The sequence below is a fragment of the Nostoc sp. 'Peltigera membranacea cyanobiont' 213 genome (assembly GCF_002245975.1).
Lineage (GTDB): Bacteria > Cyanobacteriota > Cyanobacteriia > Cyanobacteriales > Nostocaceae > Nostoc.
Map to the genome: position 1 here is coordinate 1 of NZ_NOLI01000045.1, position 21169 is coordinate 21169.

General features: G+C 43.4%; 9 protein-coding genes. 6 read left to right on the forward strand and 3 right to left on the reverse strand.

Annotation, left to right across the window (positions count from 1 at the left end):
• Nucleotides 1-27: 27 nt before the first annotated feature.
• The gene (locus CDG77_RS14615) at nucleotides 28-6624 is read right to left on the reverse strand and encodes a HAMP domain-containing protein (protein WP_094330086.1); all 6597 of its coding nucleotides are present in this window, start codon (nucleotides 6622-6624) and stop codon (nucleotides 28-30) included.
• 420 nt (nucleotides 6625-7044) lie between these two features.
• On the opposite strand from CDG77_RS14615, the gene CDG77_RS14620 reads away from it, so the two are divergent.
• Complete coding sequence (locus CDG77_RS14620; protein WP_094330087.1) at nucleotides 7045-7728, forward strand: Uma2 family endonuclease; 684 nt, start codon at nucleotides 7045-7047, stop codon at nucleotides 7726-7728.
• A 762-nt stretch (nucleotides 7729-8490) separates the two neighbouring features.
• Here CDG77_RS14620 and CDG77_RS14625 read toward each other — a convergent pair.
• Both CDG77_RS14625 and bchH read right to left on the reverse strand, forming a co-directional pair.
• Nucleotides 8491-8931, reverse strand: a complete 441-nt coding sequence (locus CDG77_RS14625) for a hypothetical protein (protein ID WP_094330088.1) — start codon at nucleotides 8929-8931, stop codon at nucleotides 8491-8493.
• A gap of 536 nt (nucleotides 8932-9467) precedes the next feature.
• Nucleotides 9468-13229 carry a magnesium chelatase subunit H gene (bchH, locus tag CDG77_RS14630; protein WP_094330089.1) on the reverse strand — a complete coding sequence of 1254 codons (3762 nt, stop codon included), beginning with the start codon at nucleotides 13227-13229 and terminating at the stop codon, nucleotides 9468-9470.
• Nucleotides 13230-13539: 310 nt separating this feature from the next.
• On the opposite strand from bchH, the gene CDG77_RS14635 reads away from it, so the two are divergent.
• The 5 genes from CDG77_RS14635 (at nucleotide 13540) to CDG77_RS14655 (ending at nucleotide 20978) form a co-directional block, all read left to right on the forward strand.
• Nucleotides 13540-16593 (forward strand): response regulator, encoded by a 3054-nt coding sequence (locus CDG77_RS14635; protein WP_094330090.1) that lies wholly within the window; start codon nucleotides 13540-13542, stop codon nucleotides 16591-16593.
• A complete protein-coding gene (locus tag CDG77_RS14640) occupies nucleotides 16586-17548 on the forward strand; it encodes a GGDEF domain-containing response regulator (RefSeq protein WP_094330091.1) in 963 nt (320 codons plus the stop codon). Before CDG77_RS14635 ends, CDG77_RS14640 begins: the two co-directional genes overlap by 8 nt.
• 133 nt (nucleotides 17549-17681) lie before the next feature.
• Complete coding sequence (locus tag CDG77_RS14645) at nucleotides 17682-18551, forward strand: inositol monophosphatase family protein (protein WP_094330092.1); 870 nt, start codon at nucleotides 17682-17684, stop codon at nucleotides 18549-18551.
• A gap of 160 nt (nucleotides 18552-18711) precedes the next feature.
• Nucleotides 18712-19692, forward strand: a complete 981-nt coding sequence (locus CDG77_RS14650) for a 2-dehydropantoate 2-reductase (protein WP_094330093.1) — start codon at nucleotides 18712-18714, stop codon at nucleotides 19690-19692.
• A 92-nt stretch (nucleotides 19693-19784) separates the two neighbouring features.
• Nucleotides 19785-20978 (forward strand): Fic family protein, encoded by a 1194-nt coding sequence (locus tag CDG77_RS14655; RefSeq protein WP_223269814.1) that lies wholly within the window; start codon nucleotides 19785-19787, stop codon nucleotides 20976-20978.
• Nucleotides 20979-21169: the final 191 nt, after the last annotated feature.

Below are 21169 nucleotides of genomic sequence, written 5' to 3' on the forward strand. Positions count from 1 at the left end.
GCCTCCCCTACATCCCCTGCCTCCCCTTCATCGGTATAGCCAAACACGCAAGAGTGAAAGCAGTTGTTCGGTATCTACGGGCTTGGTGATATAGTCTGATGCACCGGCTTCAATACACTTCTCGCGATCGCCTTGCATGGCTTTAGCGGTCAGTGCAATAATCGGCAAAGATTTAAACTGCTCGTTTTGGCGGATTAAGCTTGTTGTTTCGTAACCGTCCATTTCTGGCATCATTACATCCATCAAAACCACATCAATATCTGGTGTATTTTCCAATAGGGTAATCCCCTCTCTGCCGTTTTCAGCGTATATCACTTGGATTTGATAACGCTCCAGCATACTTGTCAGCGCGAAAATATTACGCATATCGTCGTCTACAATTAGCGCTTTCTTGCCTGCGAGTAAGTAATCTATAGAATGCAGTTGTTCAAGTATTTGTCGTTTAGGTGCTGGTAAATTTGCTTGGATTCGGTGTAAAAATAATGCTGTTTCGTCGAGGAGACGTTCGGGCGATCGCACATCTTTAATGATGATCGTTTCGGCAATCCGCCTCAGTTCAGTTTCTTGGGCTTTGCTAATTTCTCTACCTGTGTAGACAATGATTGGCAATGTTTTACCGTTAGGTAAAAGTTTAATCCGATCGATCAGTTCAAACCCGGTCATGTCGGGTAGCCCTAAATCGAGGACAAGGCAATCAAAATGCTGGTTACGGATGGCTTCTAGGGCTTCTGTACCAGTAGCAACAGCAGTAGTAGAAACATCACTGTTGCCAATTAACTCGACAATACTAAGCCGTTGAGTGTCATCGTCTTCGACTACCAGTAAATTTTTGACCTGGCGCTCAACAAAACCTTTAATTTTGATTAAAGCCTGAGATATTGTCTCGCTAGTTAAGGGTTTTTGCAGATATGCGATCGCACCGAGTTGCAAACTACGTTGTTGCCCTTCTTCAACGGTCATAATGTGTACAGGAATGTGGCGGGTATTCGGGTCGTGTTTCAGACGATCCAATACCGTCCAACCATCCATTTCTGGCATTCGGATATCTAGTAAAACGGCTGAAGGTAGGAATTGCTGCGCTAATGATAAACCTGTACTGCCATTTTGGGCTGTTATCACTTTGAATCCTTGCTGTTGCGCCATATCTATGAGGATACGGGCAAAATTCACATCATCCTCGACAATTAACAAAACGCGATCGCCTATGGCAATAGTAGCGCGATCGTCATTTATCAGCGCTAAGGGTTGAGTTGAAAGTAAAGAGTGAGAAGTGAGGAGTGAGGGCTGATGAGTATTTAATTGTGTTGATGTAGATTCAGGATTTAATTGTGGGAAGAAGAATGTAAAGGTGCTACCTTGACCTGGTTGACTTGTAAGTTTAATTTCGCCGCCAAAGAGACGGGCAATTTCGCGGCTAATTGATAAGCCTAATCCAGTACCGCCGTATCTGCGACTAGTAGAGCCATCGGCTTGCTGAAATGCCTCGAAAATAACTTTTTGCTTGTCGGGAGCGATGCCAATACCTGTATCGCTGACTGAGAAGGCGATGACATTTTGAGCTTGATTCAAAGTTGCTTGGTCGTTGCTCCATCCCTGTTTTGCTAGCGCAATCTGCAAGCGGACTTCACCTTGCTCTGTAAATTTAAAAGCGTTGGAGAGGAGATTTTTTAACACTTGTTGTAAGCGTTTGACATCTGTATAGATGGTTATGGGCAATTCAGGAATAAATTCAATTATGAAGGCAAGTCTTTTGCTTTCAGCTATTTGCCGGAAGGTACGCTCAATTTGTTCGCCCAAGTCTACCAATGGCATTTGGGTTATGTCAATCGACATAGTTCCAGATTCAATTTTAGCGAGATCCAGAATGTCATTGATTAACGTTAACAAGTCAGTACCGGCTGAGTAAATTGTCTGGCTGTATTCAACTTGCTTGGCAGTGAGGTTACGATCGATATTATCTGTCAATAATTTCGCCAAAATCAACAAGCTATTTAGCGGTGTCCGCAGTTCGTGGGACATATTGGCAAGAAATTCTGATTTGTATTTTGAAGAAAGGGCGAGTTGTTCGGCCTTGTCTTCTAAAGAAAGTCTTGCTTGTTCAATTTCCCGATTTTTGCGCTCGACTTCTTTCTTCTGCATCGCCATCAACTCTGCCTTTTCTTCTAATTCGGCGTTGGTTTGTTGCAGTTCTTCTTGCTGTCCTTTGAGTAAATCCTCGGAAGTTTTGAGTGATTGGGCTTGTTGTTCTAAACGCTGGTTGGTTTCCCGGAGTTCGCTTTGCTGGGTTTGGAGTTCTTCAGCCAAAGATTGCGATTGTTTGAGTAATTCTTCAGTTCGCATCGATGCTGCGATCGTGTTGAGGACGATCGCTATACTTTCGGTAAGCTGGTCGAAGAATGTCAGATGAATTTCGCTAAAGCGGCGGAATGATGCTAATTCTATGACTGCTGTCACCTGTCCTTCAAAGAGTACGGGTAACACCACGGCATTTAGGGGTGTGGCTTCTCCTAAACCAGAGGAAATTCTGATATAGTCGCTTGGCACTTCCGTCAACAGAATTCGCTCTTTTTCTAAAGCGCATTGTCCCACCAATCCTTCACCCAAGTGGAAACGATTAGCTAGATGTCTGCGTTCCCGATAAGCGTAGCTACTAATTAATTTCAAATATGATGTATTTTCAGCAGACTCCATCAGAAAGAATACGCCGTGTTGCGCTCCTACCAAGGGTGCTAATTCTGAGAGAATTAGTTTAGATACAGTTTCTAAGTCGCGCTGACCTTGCAGCATTCGGGTAAACTTGGCTAAGTTAGTTTTCAACCAATCTTGTTCAGTGTTTTTCTGCGTTGTCTCCCGCAGATTGGCTATCATCTGGTTAATGTTGTCTTTGAGGATCGCAACTTCGCCTAATGCTTCGACGGCAATTGAACGAGTTAGATCGCCCTTAGTTACAGCTGTAGCAACTTCTGCGATCGCTCTTAACTGAGTTGTCAGTGTAGCAGCAAGTTCGTTTACATTATCTGTCAAATCTTTCCAAGTTCCAGCCGCCCCTGGTACTCTAGCTTGTCCGCCTAACTTCCCTTCGATTCCTACTTCCCGCGCCACTGTGGTTACTTGATTGGCAAATGTCGCTAGGGTATCAATCATCTCGTTGATTGTCTCTGCCAAAGTTTCAATTTCTCCCTTAGCATCTAACATCAGTTTCCGTTTCAAGTCACCGTTAGCAACCGCTGTTACAACTCTGGCAATACCGCGCACTTGTGCCGTTAAGTTACCCGCCATCGAGTTCACGTTGTCAGTTAAATCTTTCCAAGTACCTGCAACACCTTGGACTTGCGCTTGTCCGCCCAACTTCCCTTCAGTTCCTACTTCCCGCGCCACCCGCGTTACTTCACTGGCAAAGGAACTGAGTTGATCAACCATCGTGTTAGTGGTGTTCTTCAAATCCAAAATTTCGCCTTTGGCATCGACGGTAATTTTCTTAGATAAGTCGCCATTTGCTACCGCCTTAGTAACTTCCGCGATGTTGCGAACTTGTCCGGTGAGGTTCCCCGCCATCGAGTTAACGTTATCTGTTAAATCTTTCCAAGTTCCAGCAACTCCTCTGACGTAAGCTTGTACGCCTAGTTTACCTTCCGTTCCCACCTCACGGGCAACCCTGGTAACTTCTGATGCAAAAGAATTTAGCTGATCCACCATTGTATTAATGGTGTTTTTGAGTTCCTGAATTTCACCTTTCACATCGACAGTGATTTTCTTGGATAAGTCGCCATTAGCTACCGCCGTGGTTACTTCGGCAATGTTTCGCACTTGCGCCGTCAAACTTCCCGCCATGAAGTTTACACTGTCGGTTAAATCCTTCCAAGTGCCGGCTACACCTTTAACTTCTGCTTGTACGCCCAGTTTACCTTCTGTTCCCACTTCCCGCGCCACCCGCGTCACTTCACTTGCAAAGGAATTGAGTTGATCTACCATCGTGTTGACGGTGTTTTTCAACTCTAAAATTTCACCTTTGACATCAACGGAGATTTTTTTCGATAAGTCGCCATTAGCTACGGCGGTGGTGACAGCGGCAATATTCCGCACCTGTGCCGTTAAGCTTCCCGCCATGAAGTTCACGCTGTCGGTTAAATCTTTCCAAGTTCCAGCCACGCCGCGCACATCTGCTTGTACGCCGAGTTTACCCTCACTGCCCACCTCACGAGCAACCCGCGTCACTTCACTTGCAAAAGAGTTGAGTTGATCCACCATTATATTGATGGTATTCTTGAGTTCGAGAATTTCGCCTTTGACAGCAACAGTAATTTTTTTGGATAAGTCACCATTTGCGATCGCAGTTGTCACTTCCGCAATGTTTCGCACCTGTGCCGTCAAGCTTCCCGCCATGAAGTTTACGCTGTCAGTTAAATCTTTCCAAGTGCCGGCAACGTCTTTCACTTCCGCTTGTACACCCAATTTCCCTTCAGTTCCCACCTCACGGGCGACTCGCGTTACTTCCGATGCAAAAGAACTGAGTTGATCCACCATCGTGTTGATGGTATTTTTCAACTCCAGAATTTCACCTTTAACATCAACAGTGATTTTCTTCGATAAGTCGCCTGTTGCAACCGCCGTCGTTACTTCGGCAATATTCCGCACCTGTGCCGTCAAGCTTCCCGCCATGAAGTTCACGCTGTCGGTTAAATCCTTCCAAGTGCCAGCCACACCGCGCACTTCTGCTTGCACGCCAAGTTTACCTTCGCTTCCCACCTCACGGGCAACCCTTGTAACTTCTGATGCAAAGGAATTAAGTTGATCCACCATTGTGTTAATGGTATTTTTCAACTCCAGAATTTCACCTTTCACATCTACAGTAATTTTCTTGGATAAATCGCCAGTTGCAACTGCCGTAGTCACTTCGGCAATATTCCGCACCTGTGCCGTTAAACTTCCCGCCATGAAGTTTACGCTGTCGGTTAAATCTTTCCAAGTACCCGCAACACCGCGCACATCGGCTTGCACGCCCAGTTTACCTTCACTTCCCACTTCCCTAGCAACTCTTGTTACTTCACTGGCAAAGGAACTGAGTTGATCCACCATGATATTGATGGTATTCTTGAGTTCAAGAATTTCACCTCTGACATCAACGGTGATTTTTTTAGATAGATCGCCATTTGCGATCGCAGTGGCAACTTCGGCTATATTTCGCACCTGTCCGGTGAGATTACCCGCCATTAAGTTAACGTTATCAGTTAAATCTTTCCAAGTCCCCGCAACTCCCCGGACTTCTGCTTGTACGCCTAACTTCCCTTCAGTTCCCACTTCACGGGCAACTCTTGTTACTTCTGATGCAAAGGAATTGAGTTGATCCACCATTGTATTGATGGTATTCTTCAACTCCAGAATTTCACCTTTCACATCGACGGTGATTTTCTTCGATAAGTCGCCATTTGCTACAGCAGTAGTCACTTCGGCAATATTCCGCACCTGTGCCGTCAAGCTTCCCGCCATGAAATTTACACTATCGGTAAGGTCTTTCCATGTACCCGCTACTCCCCGAACTTCTGCTTGCCCGCCTAATTTTCCTTCAGCACCCACCTCACGCGCAACCCTTGTTACTTCCGATGCAAAGGAATTAAGTTGATCCACCATGATATTAACGGTGTTTTTCAACTCTAAAATTTCGCCTTTGACATCAACAGTAATTTTCTTGGATAAATCGCCATTCGCTACAGCAGTAGTAACTTCCGCAATATTACGGACTTGGGCAGTTAAATTCCCTGCCATCAAATTAACGTTATCAGTTAAATCCTTCCAAGTTCCTGCGACACCTTTCACTTCTGCTTGTACGCCCAACTTCCCTTCAGTTCCCACTTCACGGGCAACTCGCGTTACTTCACTCGCAAAAGAATTAAGCTGATCCACCATCGTGTTGACGGTGTTTTTTAGTTCTAGAATTTCACCTTTGACATTAACAGTGATTTTTTTGGATAAGTCACCATTTGCGATCGCAGTTGCAACTTCGGCAATGTTGCGAACTTGTCCGGTGAGATTACCCGCCATCAAGTTAACGTTATCAGTCAAATCTTTCCAAGTGCCAGCCACACCTTGCACTTCAGCCTGGACACCTAACTTACCCTCAGTTCCTACTTCACGGGCAACCCTGGTAACTTCCGATGCAAAAGAACCGAGACGTTCTACCATCGTGTTGACGATATTAGCAGTTTGAAGAAACTCACCTTGCAGGGGTCTGCCGTCGATTTCTGTTGCGATCGTTTGGGATAAGTCACCATTGGCAACTGACCGAATTACCCGCGTAGTTTCAGCTGTTGGTTGAACTAAATCTGTAATCAGAGTATTGACAGAAGTAACGCAATCTGACCAAGAACCCCGAACATCTCCGAGAGAGGCGCGATCGGCAATTTTGCCTTCTTTGCCGACAACGTTACCAATCCGTTGTAATTCGGCCGCCATTCGCTCATTTTGATCGATAATATCATTGAGCGTATCAGCTATTTTACCAGCTACACCAGTATGGTCTATGGGCATCCGAGCAGAAAAGTCACCTTGTTTAACAGCATTCAGCGTTCTTAGTAGCTGATTTAAATCGAGATTGTCGCTGTCTCTAGTTAACTGTTCGGTTGCCATAGTCTTATCCTTAATCTTGAATCTTGAGAAATTTTTTGTATTTTTTGTATCCCGTACCTAGTTAGAGAACTTTTAGGTAATGCGGATGAAAATAGAGAGTAGGGAATAGAAAGTGGATTAAACTAATTTTTATGGGTGGGAGTGTAAGCAGTTGATAGAGACTGCTAACTAAATGGTATTGCCGTCGTATCTGGCATACCACTTAGCTAATGATAGCTAGTTGGCCTATGTTATGCAGCATCAATTGTCGGCGATGCCTAACTTGGGCGAGTAAGCGATCGCACAGTAGAACACACAATGACAATTAACATTACATTTTATGATTTTTGGAATTTGAGGAAAGCAGCAAATCAAGAAATCCTAACTGATAACTGAGGTTTGCTAAAGTCAAAAATATCCCGCAACTCCAAGGATTGGCAAATGGTTAGAGAGTACTCACCCCAGAGACATCTGCCTCCGCTTGAAAATGGCGATCGCTTAACTCGCCCTGAATTTGAACGGCGTTATGAGGCTGCACCCCATATCAAGAAAGCAGAACTGATTGAAGGAATTGTTTACGTGGCATCTCCATTAAGACATGAGCAACATGGCAAACCCCACAGTCGGGTTATAACTTGGTTAGGAGTCTACCAATCATTTACTCCTGGCGTTGATTTGAGTGATGCCCCAACCGTCAGACTAGATTTAGACAATGAACCCCAGCCAGATGTAGTACTGTTTATTGAACCAGACGCAGGCGGACAAACCCGTTTAAGCAGCGACGGTTACATTGAAGGATCTCCCGAATTAATTGTTGAAATTGCAGCGAGTAGCGTTGCAATCGATACAGGGAGCAAAAAGCAGGTTTATCGCCGTAATGGGGTTTTGGAGTACGTAATCTGGCAATCTTACGAGAATCAAATTGAATGGTTTTGCCTAATTGATGGCGACTATCAACCACTATCTCCCGGTGCAGATGGAATTATTTGCTCTGGGGTGTTTCCAGGTTTGTGGTTAGCGGTGGAGGCGCTGTTAAACAATCAGATGGTGCGCGTGTTGGAGGTGGTGCAAGCGGGGTTGAAGTCACCGGAACATAATGCTTTTGTGCAGCAGTTGAAGAAATAGAAGATTGTTTGAAAAGTGGCTGGCTGTATCTTTGCACTTACAGATCCCCCCTAGCCTTAAAAAGCTACGGTGTATACACAAGTTGCTCAGGGCACGGCAGTGCCGTGCCCCTACGAGAAGTGTATCTGTATCAAGGTTTTCGTGAAATGGCATTAGGCATTGACAGGAAATACCAAACATGAATCATTCAAAAACCACATCTGTCGTAGGGGCACAGCAGTGCTGTGCCCTTGATTGAGGACTTGTAATCACAATTTATTGGGTCTATAAGTCTTGAAACCCTTGCAAATAGAACTTGTGTATACACGGTAGGCCTTAAAAAGGGGGGAACCGGAATCAAAGTCCCCCTTTTTAAGGGGGATTTAGGGGGATCTCCAACGTTTTTGGGTTTGTACACACATCTCTGCTTTCTAAGGGGGGTAATTCACACCGTAGCCTTAAAAAGGGGGGAACTAGTGCCCCCTTTTTAAGGCAGGGCTGTTTCATTCCATTTCAAACAGGATTTGTCAAGATAGTTAGCGAAAAAAATGTAAGTGAGGGTGACGAGAAGATGAACTTTTAAGCGCTTGAACAACAGTAAAATTCTTCATTTTCTTGGCACGCTGGTAACAAAACAATCAGTTTTAAATCGCTAGAACCCTTGATATTTAGCGCTCTTTAGGGAATGAAACAGCCCTGCTTTTTAAGGGGGTTGGGGGATCTCAAACCAGGATAAATCGAGTGTTTGATCTGAAGTTGACACTAAAACCTATTAGATTTTACTCAACTCCCGATCGCACCCGATACCCCATTCATAGATCCATTTGCAGAAGAAACCTCAACAGAATCGGCTGCTAAAGAATTGGTGGGTTTGGAATTGCCTAGTACGCTTCGCTTCTTCTTGGTATTACCTCGTCTAGCACCACCCGCCATCTCGTATTCTGGGCTGGTTTTACCGTAACGGCTGCCAACTCCTAGTAACATTTGTTCTGACATCGCTATTACAGTCTTTTCGGCGTTATTCACATCATCTGTAAGTTTGTCAATGGTAGATAATGCAGTGTTGTAAGCAGCAAGCTTAGACCGGAGATCGTTAATTGTCACCGTGTAAGCTTGGATAGTCAATCCTTCGCCAAAGTCAAGTTCTACACTGATAGATTGTAAACTTTCAATCCGGCGATCGGCTCGTTCTAAAGCGGTGGAATTTCTTTTACGACGTGCCATAATGCATCTCTGCTATTAAGTTAATAGTACTTTTTTATACCAAAATGGTTCTAATTGTCATGGGAAAATATAGCAAATAAGTTGCAATTATATTTCTCAAAATGTAGTTAATTTCACTTAGACTATATCCTATTTGCAGTATTAAAGAGATTCATAAGTTCGTTACAACAATTGCTGCAATGATTTAAGCCTTTCTTATACATGAAATAGCATTTGTTGCAAAGCATTAAACAATTGCAGCAACGACTTATACATTTGCAAGAAAAACTTAAGCCTTTCTTATACATAGAAAAGCATTTGTTGCAAAGTATTAAGCGTTTGCAGCAACGGCTTATACATTTGCAAGAAAAACTTAAGCCTTTCTTATACATGAAGTAATCTTAGCTGCAAAGGTTTAAATTTTTACAGCTTCAAGCCTAATAGCGCAGGCGTAGCCCGTTGTAGACATCGCTTTCAATACGGTTCGGTTAAGCAAAGACGCGATAAATCGCCGTCTCTACAATAATTTTTATTTGAACTTTTAACGTATCTACCTTCTAAACTGTCACACCTTCCAACTCTTCATCCGTTAACTCATACAACTGGCGCAACTTATCTAACTTATCACCATCAGCTTCCCAGAAACCCCGCCCATGCGCTTCTAACATTCTCCCTAAAATATTGCGGAAAGCTTCAGGATTTGCCTTACGTAATTTATCCGCCATCTCTGCGTCTAACGCATAAGTATCAGCCGCTTGGTCATAAACCCAATCATCGGTAAAATCGGCAGTACCACCCCAACCAATCAACGCCGTCATCCGTTGAGAAATTTCAAAAGCACCACCAGAACCTTGATTCGCCATCGCTTGCGCCCATTTGGGATTTACCAATTTCGTGCGATACTCCATTCGCAGCAAATCGTCTAAATTGCGGGGTGTAGTATCCTTCGAGAAACTTTCCACAAAGCTAGTTGTCACCTTCTTACCGCTTTGTTTTTCTGCTGCCTTTTTCAAACCGCCGGTATTGGCGTAATATTCTTGAATATCAGTTAAACCATATTCTACCGAATCGATTTCTTGAACAATGCGATCGCTAGTTTTTAACAGAGTATTCAAAACTTCCGGTCTAGCTTGACCTTTATCTTCTCTCCCGTAGCTGAATACATTGCGACTCTGCCAAGTATTACCCAACTCCTCACCAGATTCCCAGTTACCATCCACCACGCGATCGTTCACCAAAGAACCAAAATCACCCGCAGGATTAGAAAACAATCTCGCCGATGGATTTTCCACACCTTGGGCTTTTAAAGCCAAAGCGTGTCTTCTAATAAAATTGCGATCTTCCGGTTCATCAGCATCAGCCGCCCGTTGAAATAAATCATCCAACAATTCGATAATATTGACAAAACTATCCCGAAAAATCCCAGACAAATTACCCAATATATCAATGCGCGGATGTCCAACCTCAGCCAACGGCTTTAATTCATAACGAACAACTCTACCAGTTCCTTCCTTAACTGGTTCAGCCCCCACCAACTCCAACAGAATCCCCAAAGATTCACCCTTAGTTTTAATTGCATCCAACCCCCATAACATCACCGCCACCGTCTCAGGATACTTCCCATACTCATCCAAATGCTGGGCAATAATTTTTTGACCAATTTCCCGTCCCCGTTCATAAGCAGCAGGCGAAGGCATCCGATAAGGATCTAAAGCATGAATATTCCTCCCAGTCGGCAAAACACCAGCCCCATCCCTTAATAAATCCCCACCAGGCGCAGGCGGAATATACTCCCCATTCAACCCCCTTAACAAATTTGTTAACTCATCCGTAGACTGCATCAACAAATCCTTTATTAACCTTTCCTCCTCTTCGCGTCCTTCGCGCCTTCTCTGCGAGACGCTACGCGAACGCGGTTCGTTTTCTTCCTCCTCCCCCCCAAAATAAGCTTCCAAATACGACTCCAACTCCTCCTCACTCGGCTTTTCCCCCAAAGTATGCAACCCCGAAGAAAACAACCGATTTTCTAAAACCTGCAAATATTCATACAACACCACCAAATAATCATCAAAAGCGCGATCGCTAAACATCCGCACATTTTCAGGAGTAAACGCAATCCCCAACCGTTTAGCATCCGCAAACGGACAATCTGCATCCAACCCAGAATCCACAATTTTCTTACAAATCCCTTCCTTCAAAACATAATTCTTTTGTGGATCTTCCCGATACTCCGCAATCAAATCACGCAACGCCACCAATTCCTTATACAAACCTGCCCGCCCATAAGGAGGTACATTATGAGAAATCAATACACCATAACCGCGACGTTTCGCCAACATCGATTCAGACGGATTATTCGCCGCATATATATATAGATTAGGCAAATTTCCTAACAGAATATCCGACCAAGAATAACCCGTATTCCCCAACGGAGAACCAGGCAACCATTCCACCGTTCCATGCATTCCAAAGTGAACTAAAGCATCAGCTTGAAACTCATTTTGCAGCCATTTATAATAAGCTACATATTGCGGATGAGGCGTTAAATCTCGTTCAAACATTAAGCGCATCGGGTCGCCTTGTATCCCCAAAGGTGGTTGTACACCTATCCAGACATTGCCTAATTGCACACCGCCAATCTGGAATTCATCGCCATAGGTTTTAATACCAGTTCCCGTGAGAGATTTCCATTGTTTTTCGATGCGGGAAGTTTGCAAATATCCCAACCATTTTTCTAGAGTGCGAACATTAACAGTACTTGTGGGGTGGGCATCTTGCCCGCCATTTAGGGGCAGGCGAGACGACTGCCCCACAAGAGGATTAGATTCATCTGCTTCTTTTACCCAGCGAATCAATTCTTCCCCATCGTCTGGTAAATCTCCGACGGTGTAACCTTGTTCTTTAAGTGCGTGGAGAAACTTCAGCAAACTACGCGGCACATTTAATAATGCAGCCGTCCCTACAGCCCCATAACCTGGCGGAAACCCATATAAAATAATGGCAATCTTGCGTTCCGATGCAGGTTTTTGTCGCAAAGCTACCCAGCTTTTCACCCTATCAATTAATCGCTGCACTCGTTCGGGAATCAGATAAATATTTTCGCCCACCAAACCACCAAGGGGAATGGTATCAATTGCCCCATCTAATTCTGGTAAGGCGTACAACACCACACTTTGCAATCCGCCGACACCTTGGCGCGTCCACGAGTGAATATCTTGAATTAATAGTGGTGCGGCAACAATATAAGGTACATTCTTGGCTGTGAGAATGCGTTTTGCTACTTCTATTTGCCGGCCACCTTCCATTGAACCAGCCGGGCCACCCACGAGAGGAAAGCCAATTGTGGAAACGATCGCATCTACTTTAACTGCTTCACTAGATAGTGAGGGAGTTTCTATATTACCTAGTTGTCGTTGCTGAATTTCATAATCGGTTGTCATTAAATCTCGTACCGCCACGTGTCCTTCTACGCCGTTGATGAAGATGGGTAAAGGAGTTAACCCGGCTTTTTCAAAACTGCGAATTAGTTGGGGAATGTAGGGTAGTTTGGTGATGACATGTTTTCGGTAAAGTAAAATCCCCACAACAGGTTTTGTGGGGTGGGCATCTTGCCCGCCCTTTGACAATGGCGGGCAAGATGCCCGCCCCACAAGATACCATTCTAAATATTCGCGGGGTGATTCAAAAAACCCTTGATAATCGGGATGGAGTAATCCGATATTGGGGGTTTCGATTAACGGCGGAATGTCGCCGACTTTTAAATCTAAGTATTTTTCTGCTAGTGTCCAAAATAATGAAGCGACGTTTTCTGAACCGCCAGCATTCCAATAACCATAGATAATTAACCAGTTGCGTAAGTCTTGGACTTTTTGCACTGGGACATATTTCAGTAGTTTGGGGCCAATTTTTAAGAAGCTGATGTAACCAGCAAGTTTGTCTTCTTCTCGGCCGTTGCTAAATTTGTCGAGGATGAATTTAACTGGTTTGGGCATTCCTTTGGGCTTGTCGCCAATGGCAAAGTCACCCACCTTGGTTAAACTCATCAATTCTAAGGCTGACTCAAAGACTAGACGGATGGGAATTTGGGAAATGCGATCGCGCAACCACACAACCCGATCGTAATCAAATAGCAGGCTACCGAAAAATACATCAGCGCCATCAAGGGCTGCTTCTACCTCGGCCCGTTGGCTGGTAAGATCGCGATCGCTAAATACCCGAATATCCAACTCAGGACAGCGAGAGTTAGCCAAAAAAGCGGCTTTCCTGTACAAGTCAGCGTTGAATGATTCAAACCCAGCAACCAAGACGATGCGTTTCATGCCTGTAAGCTACGAAATATTTCTTTACTTAAATCTTAAACGTGCTTTCAGGCTGATTGTTAAATATCTACCCACAGATTTCGGTCAATAATTTCTTAAAAGCTTCCTCAGCTAAAGAACTACGGGAATTTGTTACCAAGTTACTGAGTTCAATCTTTTAGCTGGGCGCTCCAGTTCTTTTGAAGCGTCATAATAGTCTCATCTAGGTGAGGATCTATTGCTACAAGCAAGTGGACGCAAAAAAAACCAAGTAGATTACGAAACATAAACAGGCTTAAAGCTCTTACTAATGACCAATGATCAATGACCAATGACAAAGGACAAAGGACAAATGACAGCCTCACTCACCCCTTTGGGACTAACGGCTTTAGAAGTGTGCAGTGATGAATCGGTGTATGCTCCCGGTCATATTCAGCCGCATGGAATATTGGTGATGCTGCAAGAGCCACAGCTGACAATTTTACAGATTAGTGAAAATGCGGAACAGTTTTTTGGGATTTCGGCAGAAGCATTACTGGGTAAACCCTTACGACGGTTGTTTTCCCGCGCTCAAGTGCAGCGACTTGCTGGCTACCTGACTGAAGATAATCTAGAACTTGGCAATCCGTTTAAGCTAAAAACACGGCGGAAGGTTGCCCAGACCGATTGGCAACGAAAAAATCAGACATTCAGAGGTGTAATGCACCGGATGGTAGATGGGTTGATCTTGGAACTAGAACCTCAGCGATCCATCAAAAGCACCCACTCAATCCAGTTCTATCGCCGCCTGCAAGCTGCGATCGCTAATCTTCGTAATGCTACTAACGTGACGAATCTAGCCCAAATCCTTGCCAAAGAGGTGAAAGCGATGACTAGGTTCGATCGGGTGATGATCTACCGCTTTGAGGCAGACGATAGTGGTGTGGTGATTGCCCAAGAGAAACAGACGCATTTAGAAACCTATCTGGGACTGCACTATTTGGCAATAGATGTTTCTGCACCAGCCCACAAATTGTTTTACCGCAATCGAATGCGATTCATTCCCGATGTCAATTACACTCCTGTGTCGCTGATTCCCACCAACCATCCTCTGACAGATGCACCCCTCGATCTAAGTAATTCTCTGTTACGGGGAGTGTCACCCTGTCACGTTGAATACTTACAGAATATGGGGGTTGCTGGGTCGATGACGATTTCGTTGCTCGACGACAAACACCTCTGGGGATTAATTGCCTGTCACCATTACAGCCCGAAGCTAGTGGATTATGAAACTCGCAAAGCCTGTGAGTTTTTAGGACAGTTTGCCTCAATCGAACTGGTGCATCAGCAAGAACGAGAATTGCAGATTTACCGAACGCAGGTGAAAACAATTCAGGATGAACTGCAACAGAAGTTATTGCAGGATGCCAATTTGCTTGAGCAAGTTTTTAGCCGAAACTCTTCTCAATTACTGGATCTAGTTCATGCTCAAGGAGCCGCGATTTTGCTTGATGGTCATCTGATATTAGTTGGTCAAACGCCATCGGATACCCAGGTGCAGCAGCTTGTGACATGGTTGGTGCAACACAACGAAGAACGAGTGTTTGCTACCGATTCCCTCTCACGTTTATATCTACAAGCAAAAGCATTTAAAGATCGAGCTAGCGGCATCTTAGCAATTTCCATCTTATTCAACCATGTCAAGCAAAAGTCTTACCACATTCTCTGGTTTCGATCGGAGCAAATCCAGACGGTGAATTGGGCGGGCAACCCCCAGGATGCAGTCACCATCAACGAAATTGGCGAGATGCATTTGTGTCCCCGCAAGTCCTTTGAAGTGTGGAAAGAAACCGTGCGAGAAACTTCCTTGCCTTGGAAAGTTGCCGAACTAGAAGCCGCCAGTGAGATGCGAAATACGCTGATGTTGGTAGTACTGGAGTTTTCCCAGACAGCTTTAGAACAAGCCGCAGAACAAGCTGCGATCGCTAACCGCGCCAAAAGTCAATTCCTCGCTAAAATGAGCCACGAACTCAGAACTCCCCTGAATGCCATTTTGGGATTTACTCAGTTGATGAATCGTAGCGACGCAATTCCATCTGAATTTCAAGAACATTTAGGGATCGTCAGCCGCAGTGGAGAACACTTACTAACCCTGATCAATGATGTGTTGGAAATGTCTAAAATTGAAGCGGGTCAGTTACAGCTAACAGAAAACTGTTTTGATTTGCATCAGCTAATTCACTCCATCATCGATATGGTTGCCCTCAAAGCTTTAGAGAAAAGAATCGATCTGATTGCAGAGCAGCATCCCAACGTTCCTCGCTATGTGTATGGTGACGAATCAAAACTACGCCAAATTCTGCTCAACCTATTAACCAATGCGATCAAATTTACGACAACAGGTAGTGTCACCCTGCGATTACAAGCTTTCGTCAATTCACTTAATTCAAAACAACGCAGTTCCTCTAATTCCAAAGCAATTATCACCCTTCATTTGGAAGTTGAAGATACTGGATGTGGCATCGCTCAGTCCGATCTAGAGAATGTGTTTGAAGCCTTCATGCAAACAGAAGAAGGTCGCCATGCTAAAGGTACAGGCTTAGGCTTATCGATTAGCCGTCAATTTGCCCGGTTAATGGGTGGTGATATTACAGTGCAAAGCACCTTGAGTCAAGAGTCAACTTTCATTTGTGAGGTTTTACTGAGTCTGGTAAACTCAGTGGATATCATTGCCTCCCAAACGCCTCGCGCTGTTATCGGTTTGGAAGCGGGACAGCCAAATTATCGCATTCTGGTAGTGGAAGACTTTAGAGAAAATCGCCAGTTACTCGTCAGGCTATTGGAATCAGTTGGGTTCGAGGTATGTGCAGCCAAAAACGGCAGCGAAGCGATCGCTCTGTGGTCAGAATGGCAACCACACCTGATTTTGATGGACATTCAAATGCCGGGAATTGATGGCTATGAAACTACCCAGCAAATTCGAGACACACAAGCAGGTAAAGATGTAGTGATTATTGCGCTGACAGCCTATGCCTTTGAGGAAGATTACACCACTAGCATTCAGTCAGGCTGCAATGACCATATCACCAAACCATTTCTAGAAACTGTTCTATTTGATAAAATGGCACACTACTTAGGAGTCCGTTACCGCTACCGCGAAGAAGCTTTATCGGAGTTAGATCGGAAATCCCTAAGTGCCAAAGATTTTCAGGTAATGCCGCCAGAGTGGATTATTCAGGTGCATCAAGCAGCACTCGATCTCAACGATGCCGAACTCTACAATCTCATCGCTCAAATCCCCAACCAGGAGCAAGTTCTCGCCAATGCCCTGAAATATCTGGTCGATAACTTCCAGCTAGAAGCGATCGCAACTCTAACCCAAATTCACGAAAACGACTGTGGCTAATTTACTTAAATCTGCTTCTGAAACAAATATTCTCATCGTAGACGATACCCCCGATAATCTCCGATTGTTAACTAAAATACTAGAGTCGCAGGGCTATATTATCCGTAAATCTCTCAATGGGAGAATGGCATTACAAGCTGCTTATCGATATCCGCCAGATTTGATTTTGCTTGACATCAATATGCCCGAAATGAACGGCTATGAAGTTTGTCAACAGTTGAAAGCATCAAAAACAACAGATCAAATTCCGATTATTTTTATTAGTGCCCTTGACCAAATCAATGATAAAGTTCAGGCATTTGAACTGGGTGGACAAGACTATATTACCAAGCCGTTTCAAGAACTTGAAGTGCTAATGCGAGTCAAAAACCAGCTACTCATCAAACAGCAATACCAACAACTTCTCGAACAAAATCAACGCCTAGAGCATGAAATTCAAGAACGTCTAAAGGCTGAAGCAGACATAAGACAGCTATCTCTCACTGATGATTTGACAGGATTATATAATCGACGGGGTTTCTTTTGGCTGGCAAATCAGCAATTTAAAATTGCCCAGAGGACACAAATGTTGTGTTGTCTTTTGTTTGTTGATTTAGATGGTTTAAAGCAGATTAATGACTCTCTAGGGCATGAAATAGGAGACAGAATGATCGTTGACACAGCCCAAATACTAAAGCAAACTTTCCGTGATTCTGATATTGTTGCCCGTCTAGGAGGAGATGAATTTGTAATATTTGTTCCTATCTGCTCTAAGAATACAGATGAATTTTATCCTCGATTGCAAGCAAGTATCGATCGCTATAATCAAGATCGTAACTATTTGTATCAACTATCTATAAGTATTGGCGTGACACAATGCACCTTGAATGAAAACGTTTCGCTAGAACAATTGATAGAAGAGGCTGACAAGCTCATGTATGAACATAAACGTGCTAAACGCCTCGTAGAACATTAACAAGAAAGAATTCAGGAGTCAGGAGAAGCAGTTCGGTGGTATCATTGCATCGAAATGATACCGTAATTTTGTCTAGATATAGAATTCTATCGCCCTACTAATGATAGATTATTTCTGAAAGGAGTTTGCTGCAATGTCCACAACACCAACTACCCGATTAATTTTAGAGACTTTACTCCCCCATCTGAAAGTAGCAGCAGCTTATGCCAATTTTCTGCAACCAAAAATTGCTGCACTTCCCGCCAAAGAACAAGCAAACAACTTTTTTAGTGCTGCACTGACTGATGCAGATGTGGCTATTCAAAATTTGGTAGAAGTAGTATTACTAGGCACTTTCCCAGAGATTCGCTTTTATGGTGAAGAATATGAAAGCTCTAATAATACCAAGTATTTTCGCGCTACCGAACTCGGTTCAGAAGGTGATTACTTAGTAACACTTGACCCGATTGATGGGACGAAGTTTTACATGGATGGACATTCTAATTACCAAATTATTCTCAGTATTCTAAATTATGATGAATTTGAAGCAGTAATTGCCATTTCCCCTGCCCAAAACATTTATTTTTATGCCCTTCGAGGTGAAGGTGCTTTTAAAGGGACGCTCGATATGAACTTAGAAGCCTGTACCCCTTTACATATAACATCCGCCAAACCTGCTATTTTGTTGGGATGGGGGATGAATGCGATCGCACCTTCACTAAAAGATCGATATCAAGTAATCGATATAGCAACTGATTACTCTAGCGATATTCAAATTCCCAATCTCAATGGTATTCTCAGTGGTGACTTGAGTGGAGCAGTCATCAAATCGGGTAAATTTATTGATAGTGCTGCACTGGCTTTTATTGCAAAAGAGGCTGGCTGGATTGTCACTACTCTGGATGGTTCGACTTTACCGCCACTGCATACTTGTAAAAACTATAGTCTGCCTGGATTGATCGTAGCTGCCTCAAAATCTGTTCATCAAGATTTACTTAAAGCGATGCAAAGTGTAGCTGTTTGAGGTATGGCAAGGGACTGGGGACTGGGGACTTGGGACTGGGGACTGGGTGAAAAGTCTTTTTGTGTCTAAGTTTCACGATCTTTTGATGTCTTAACCACCTTAACTGTTGCTGTCAAAGCAACTAGATACCGTCTTCTACGACTCATATTTTTTTGACAAAATGAAAATCTGTATTGTTGGCGCGGGTGCGATTGGTGGATATTTAGGGGCAAAACTGGCACTTGCAGGTGAAGCCGTGACGCTGATTGCGCGTGGTTCTCATTTGGAAGCAATTCAAAAAAATGGGCTGAAGTTGCTCATGGCAGACGGTTCTAGCCAAATTGCTACTCCGACTTTAGCAACTAGTGATATTGAGGAAGCGGGGACACAAGATGTAGTAATTTTAACTGTTAAGGCTCACAGTGTACCTGCGATCGCACCCTCTCTTCCTGCACTCTACAATCCTCACACAATGGTGGTGACAGCCCAAAATGGCGTTCCTTGGTGGTACTTTCGTCAGCATGGCGGTGAGTATGAAGGTACGCGGATTCAATCTGTCGATCCAGATGGAATTATTGAAGCTAGTATCGGTGCTGAACGCGCCATTGGTTGTGTGGTTTACCCGGCAACTGAAATAATTGAACCAGGTGTGATCAAACATATTGAAGGCGATCGCTTTACTCTCGGTGAAATTGATGGGAGTAAAAGCGATCGCATCCAATTATTGGCACAAACTCTCAAACAGGCAGGATTCAAAGCACCAATCCGCAATCAAATTCGTACAGAAATTTGGATCAAGTTGTGGGGGAATGTGGCATTTAATCCCATCAGTGCCTTAACTGGTGCTACTTTAGAGGATATTTGCCGCTATCCCCTTACCCGCGAACTAGCGCGGCAAATGATGACTGAAACTCAAGCGATCGCCGAAAATTTGGGTATAAAGTTTGGCATCACTTTAGAACAGCGAATTAATGGGGCTGAAAATGTTGGCGCTCACAAAACCTCAATGCTACAAGATATTGAAGGCGGACGCGCTACGGAGATAGACGCGATCGTTGGCGCGGTGGCAGAATTGGGAAAACTCACTCAAATTCCCACACCTTATATTGATGCTATTTATGCCAGCGTCAAGCTGCTGGAAGCGACAAAAATAAAAGTTTGATTTGCTGTCTAGTTAAATAGATTAAACGTGCCATTATATCATGTAAAAATACAAAAAAACTCTTATTGCTGATACTAAGAGTATTTGATAATATGGATGAAAAATTGTCTCTTGTGAATGAAATCAATAATATGATTGATACCGATAGAGCAGGTAGATACATAGAACAGCTTACTGGATACAAAGCTTTTATACCTAATCCTTTACCGCCTATACCCAAATTATGTATTGATGATGAAATGTTAGAACTTTTATCACAAGCAGATAGAGCATTAGGTCGTTTAGATGGATCAACAGACGCTTTACCTAATCCCGACTTATTCGTGTTTATGTATGTTCGTAAAGAGGCAGTGTTGTCAAGTCAGATAGAAGGAACACAAGCTTCTTTGATAGATGTCCTTGAGTTTGAATCCCGTACAGTTGAACCAGACAACCCGCAAGATGTAACCGAAGTTGTCAACTATATTGCAGCAATTAATCACGGACTCGAAAGATTAGAAAATAATTTTCCTTTATCATTGCGATTGATCCGTGAAATTCATAAAGAATTATTGAGAGAAGGCCGAGGTTCTGAAAAGGGTTCAGGAGAATTTCGCCGCAGCCAAAATTGGATTGGTGAAGGAAGATGTAATTTAAAGGAAGCTACTTATATTCCACCTCCACCCCATGATATGCAAGAAGCTTTAAGTAATTTTGAGAAGTTTTTACATGACTCTGCTCCAATGCCAGCTTTAATTAAAATTGGATTAGCTCATGCTCAGTTTGAGACAATTCACCCTTTTGAAGACGGCAATGGAAGAACAGGACGCTTACTAATTACTCTCTTATTATGTGAAAAAAATATATTAAAACGTCCTCTGCTCTATATATCTTATTACTTCAAAAAATACCGATTACAATATTACAATCATCTCCAATCTATCAGGGATAATGGTGACTGGGAAAGCTGGCTTAAGTTTTTTTTAAAAGGTGTATATGAAGTTTCCCAAGAAGCATCTACTGTTGCTCGTCAAATAGTTAATTTAAAAGAAGAACATCGTAAAACAGTAATGGAACGAATGGGAAATCGGAAGGCAGGGAATGCTATAGCTTTACTCGAAAAACTATATTACAAGCCAGTTTTTAATATAGAAATGGCTCAAGAATTTACCCAATTATCATACACTAACGCTAACATTCTAGTCAGAGAACTATGTAATATAGGAATCGTGGAAGAAGTTACTGGAAATAAACGTAACCGAGCTTTTATTTATGAACCATACCTATCTATTTTTAAGGAGTCTTAACAACAAAGCAAATGCAGATTTAAGTAGGTTGGCGGGAAAATTCATAACTATGTCATTGCGAGTGAAACGAAGCAATCGCAAAGGTTTCAAGTATTTTCCATTTCGTTACATAGTTAAGTTTGTTTATGCCCACCTACTTAAAAGCTTCTGCACAAAACTTATAGCTACACTAAAATCTTTTGATAGCTATG

What these genes read in the sequence shown, in the direction of transcription:
- CDG77_RS14615 (WP_094330086.1), bottom strand. Translation starts at nt 6,624, where the DNA reads ATGGCAACCGAACAGTTAACTAGAGACAGCGACAATCTCGATTTAAAT.
- CDG77_RS14620 (WP_094330087.1), top strand. Translation starts at nt 7,045, where the DNA reads ATGGTTAGAGAGTACTCACCCCAGAGACATCTGCCTCCGCTTGAAAAT.
- CDG77_RS14625 (WP_094330088.1), bottom strand. Translation starts at nt 8,931, where the DNA reads ATGGCACGTCGTAAAAGAAATTCCACCGCTTTAGAACGAGCCGATCGC.
- bchH (WP_094330089.1), bottom strand. Translation starts at nt 13,229, where the DNA reads ATGAAACGCATCGTCTTGGTTGCTGGGTTTGAATCATTCAACGCTGAC.
- CDG77_RS14635 (WP_094330090.1), top strand. Translation starts at nt 13,540, where the DNA reads ATGACAAAGGACAAAGGACAAATGACAGCCTCACTCACCCCTTTGGGA.
- CDG77_RS14645 (WP_094330092.1), top strand. Translation starts at nt 17,682, where the DNA reads ATGTCCACAACACCAACTACCCGATTAATTTTAGAGACTTTACTCCCC.
- CDG77_RS14650 (WP_094330093.1), top strand. Translation starts at nt 18,712, where the DNA reads ATGAAAATCTGTATTGTTGGCGCGGGTGCGATTGGTGGATATTTAGGG.
- CDG77_RS14655 (WP_223269814.1), top strand. Translation starts at nt 19,785, where the DNA reads ATGGATGAAAAATTGTCTCTTGTGAATGAAATCAATAATATGATTGAT.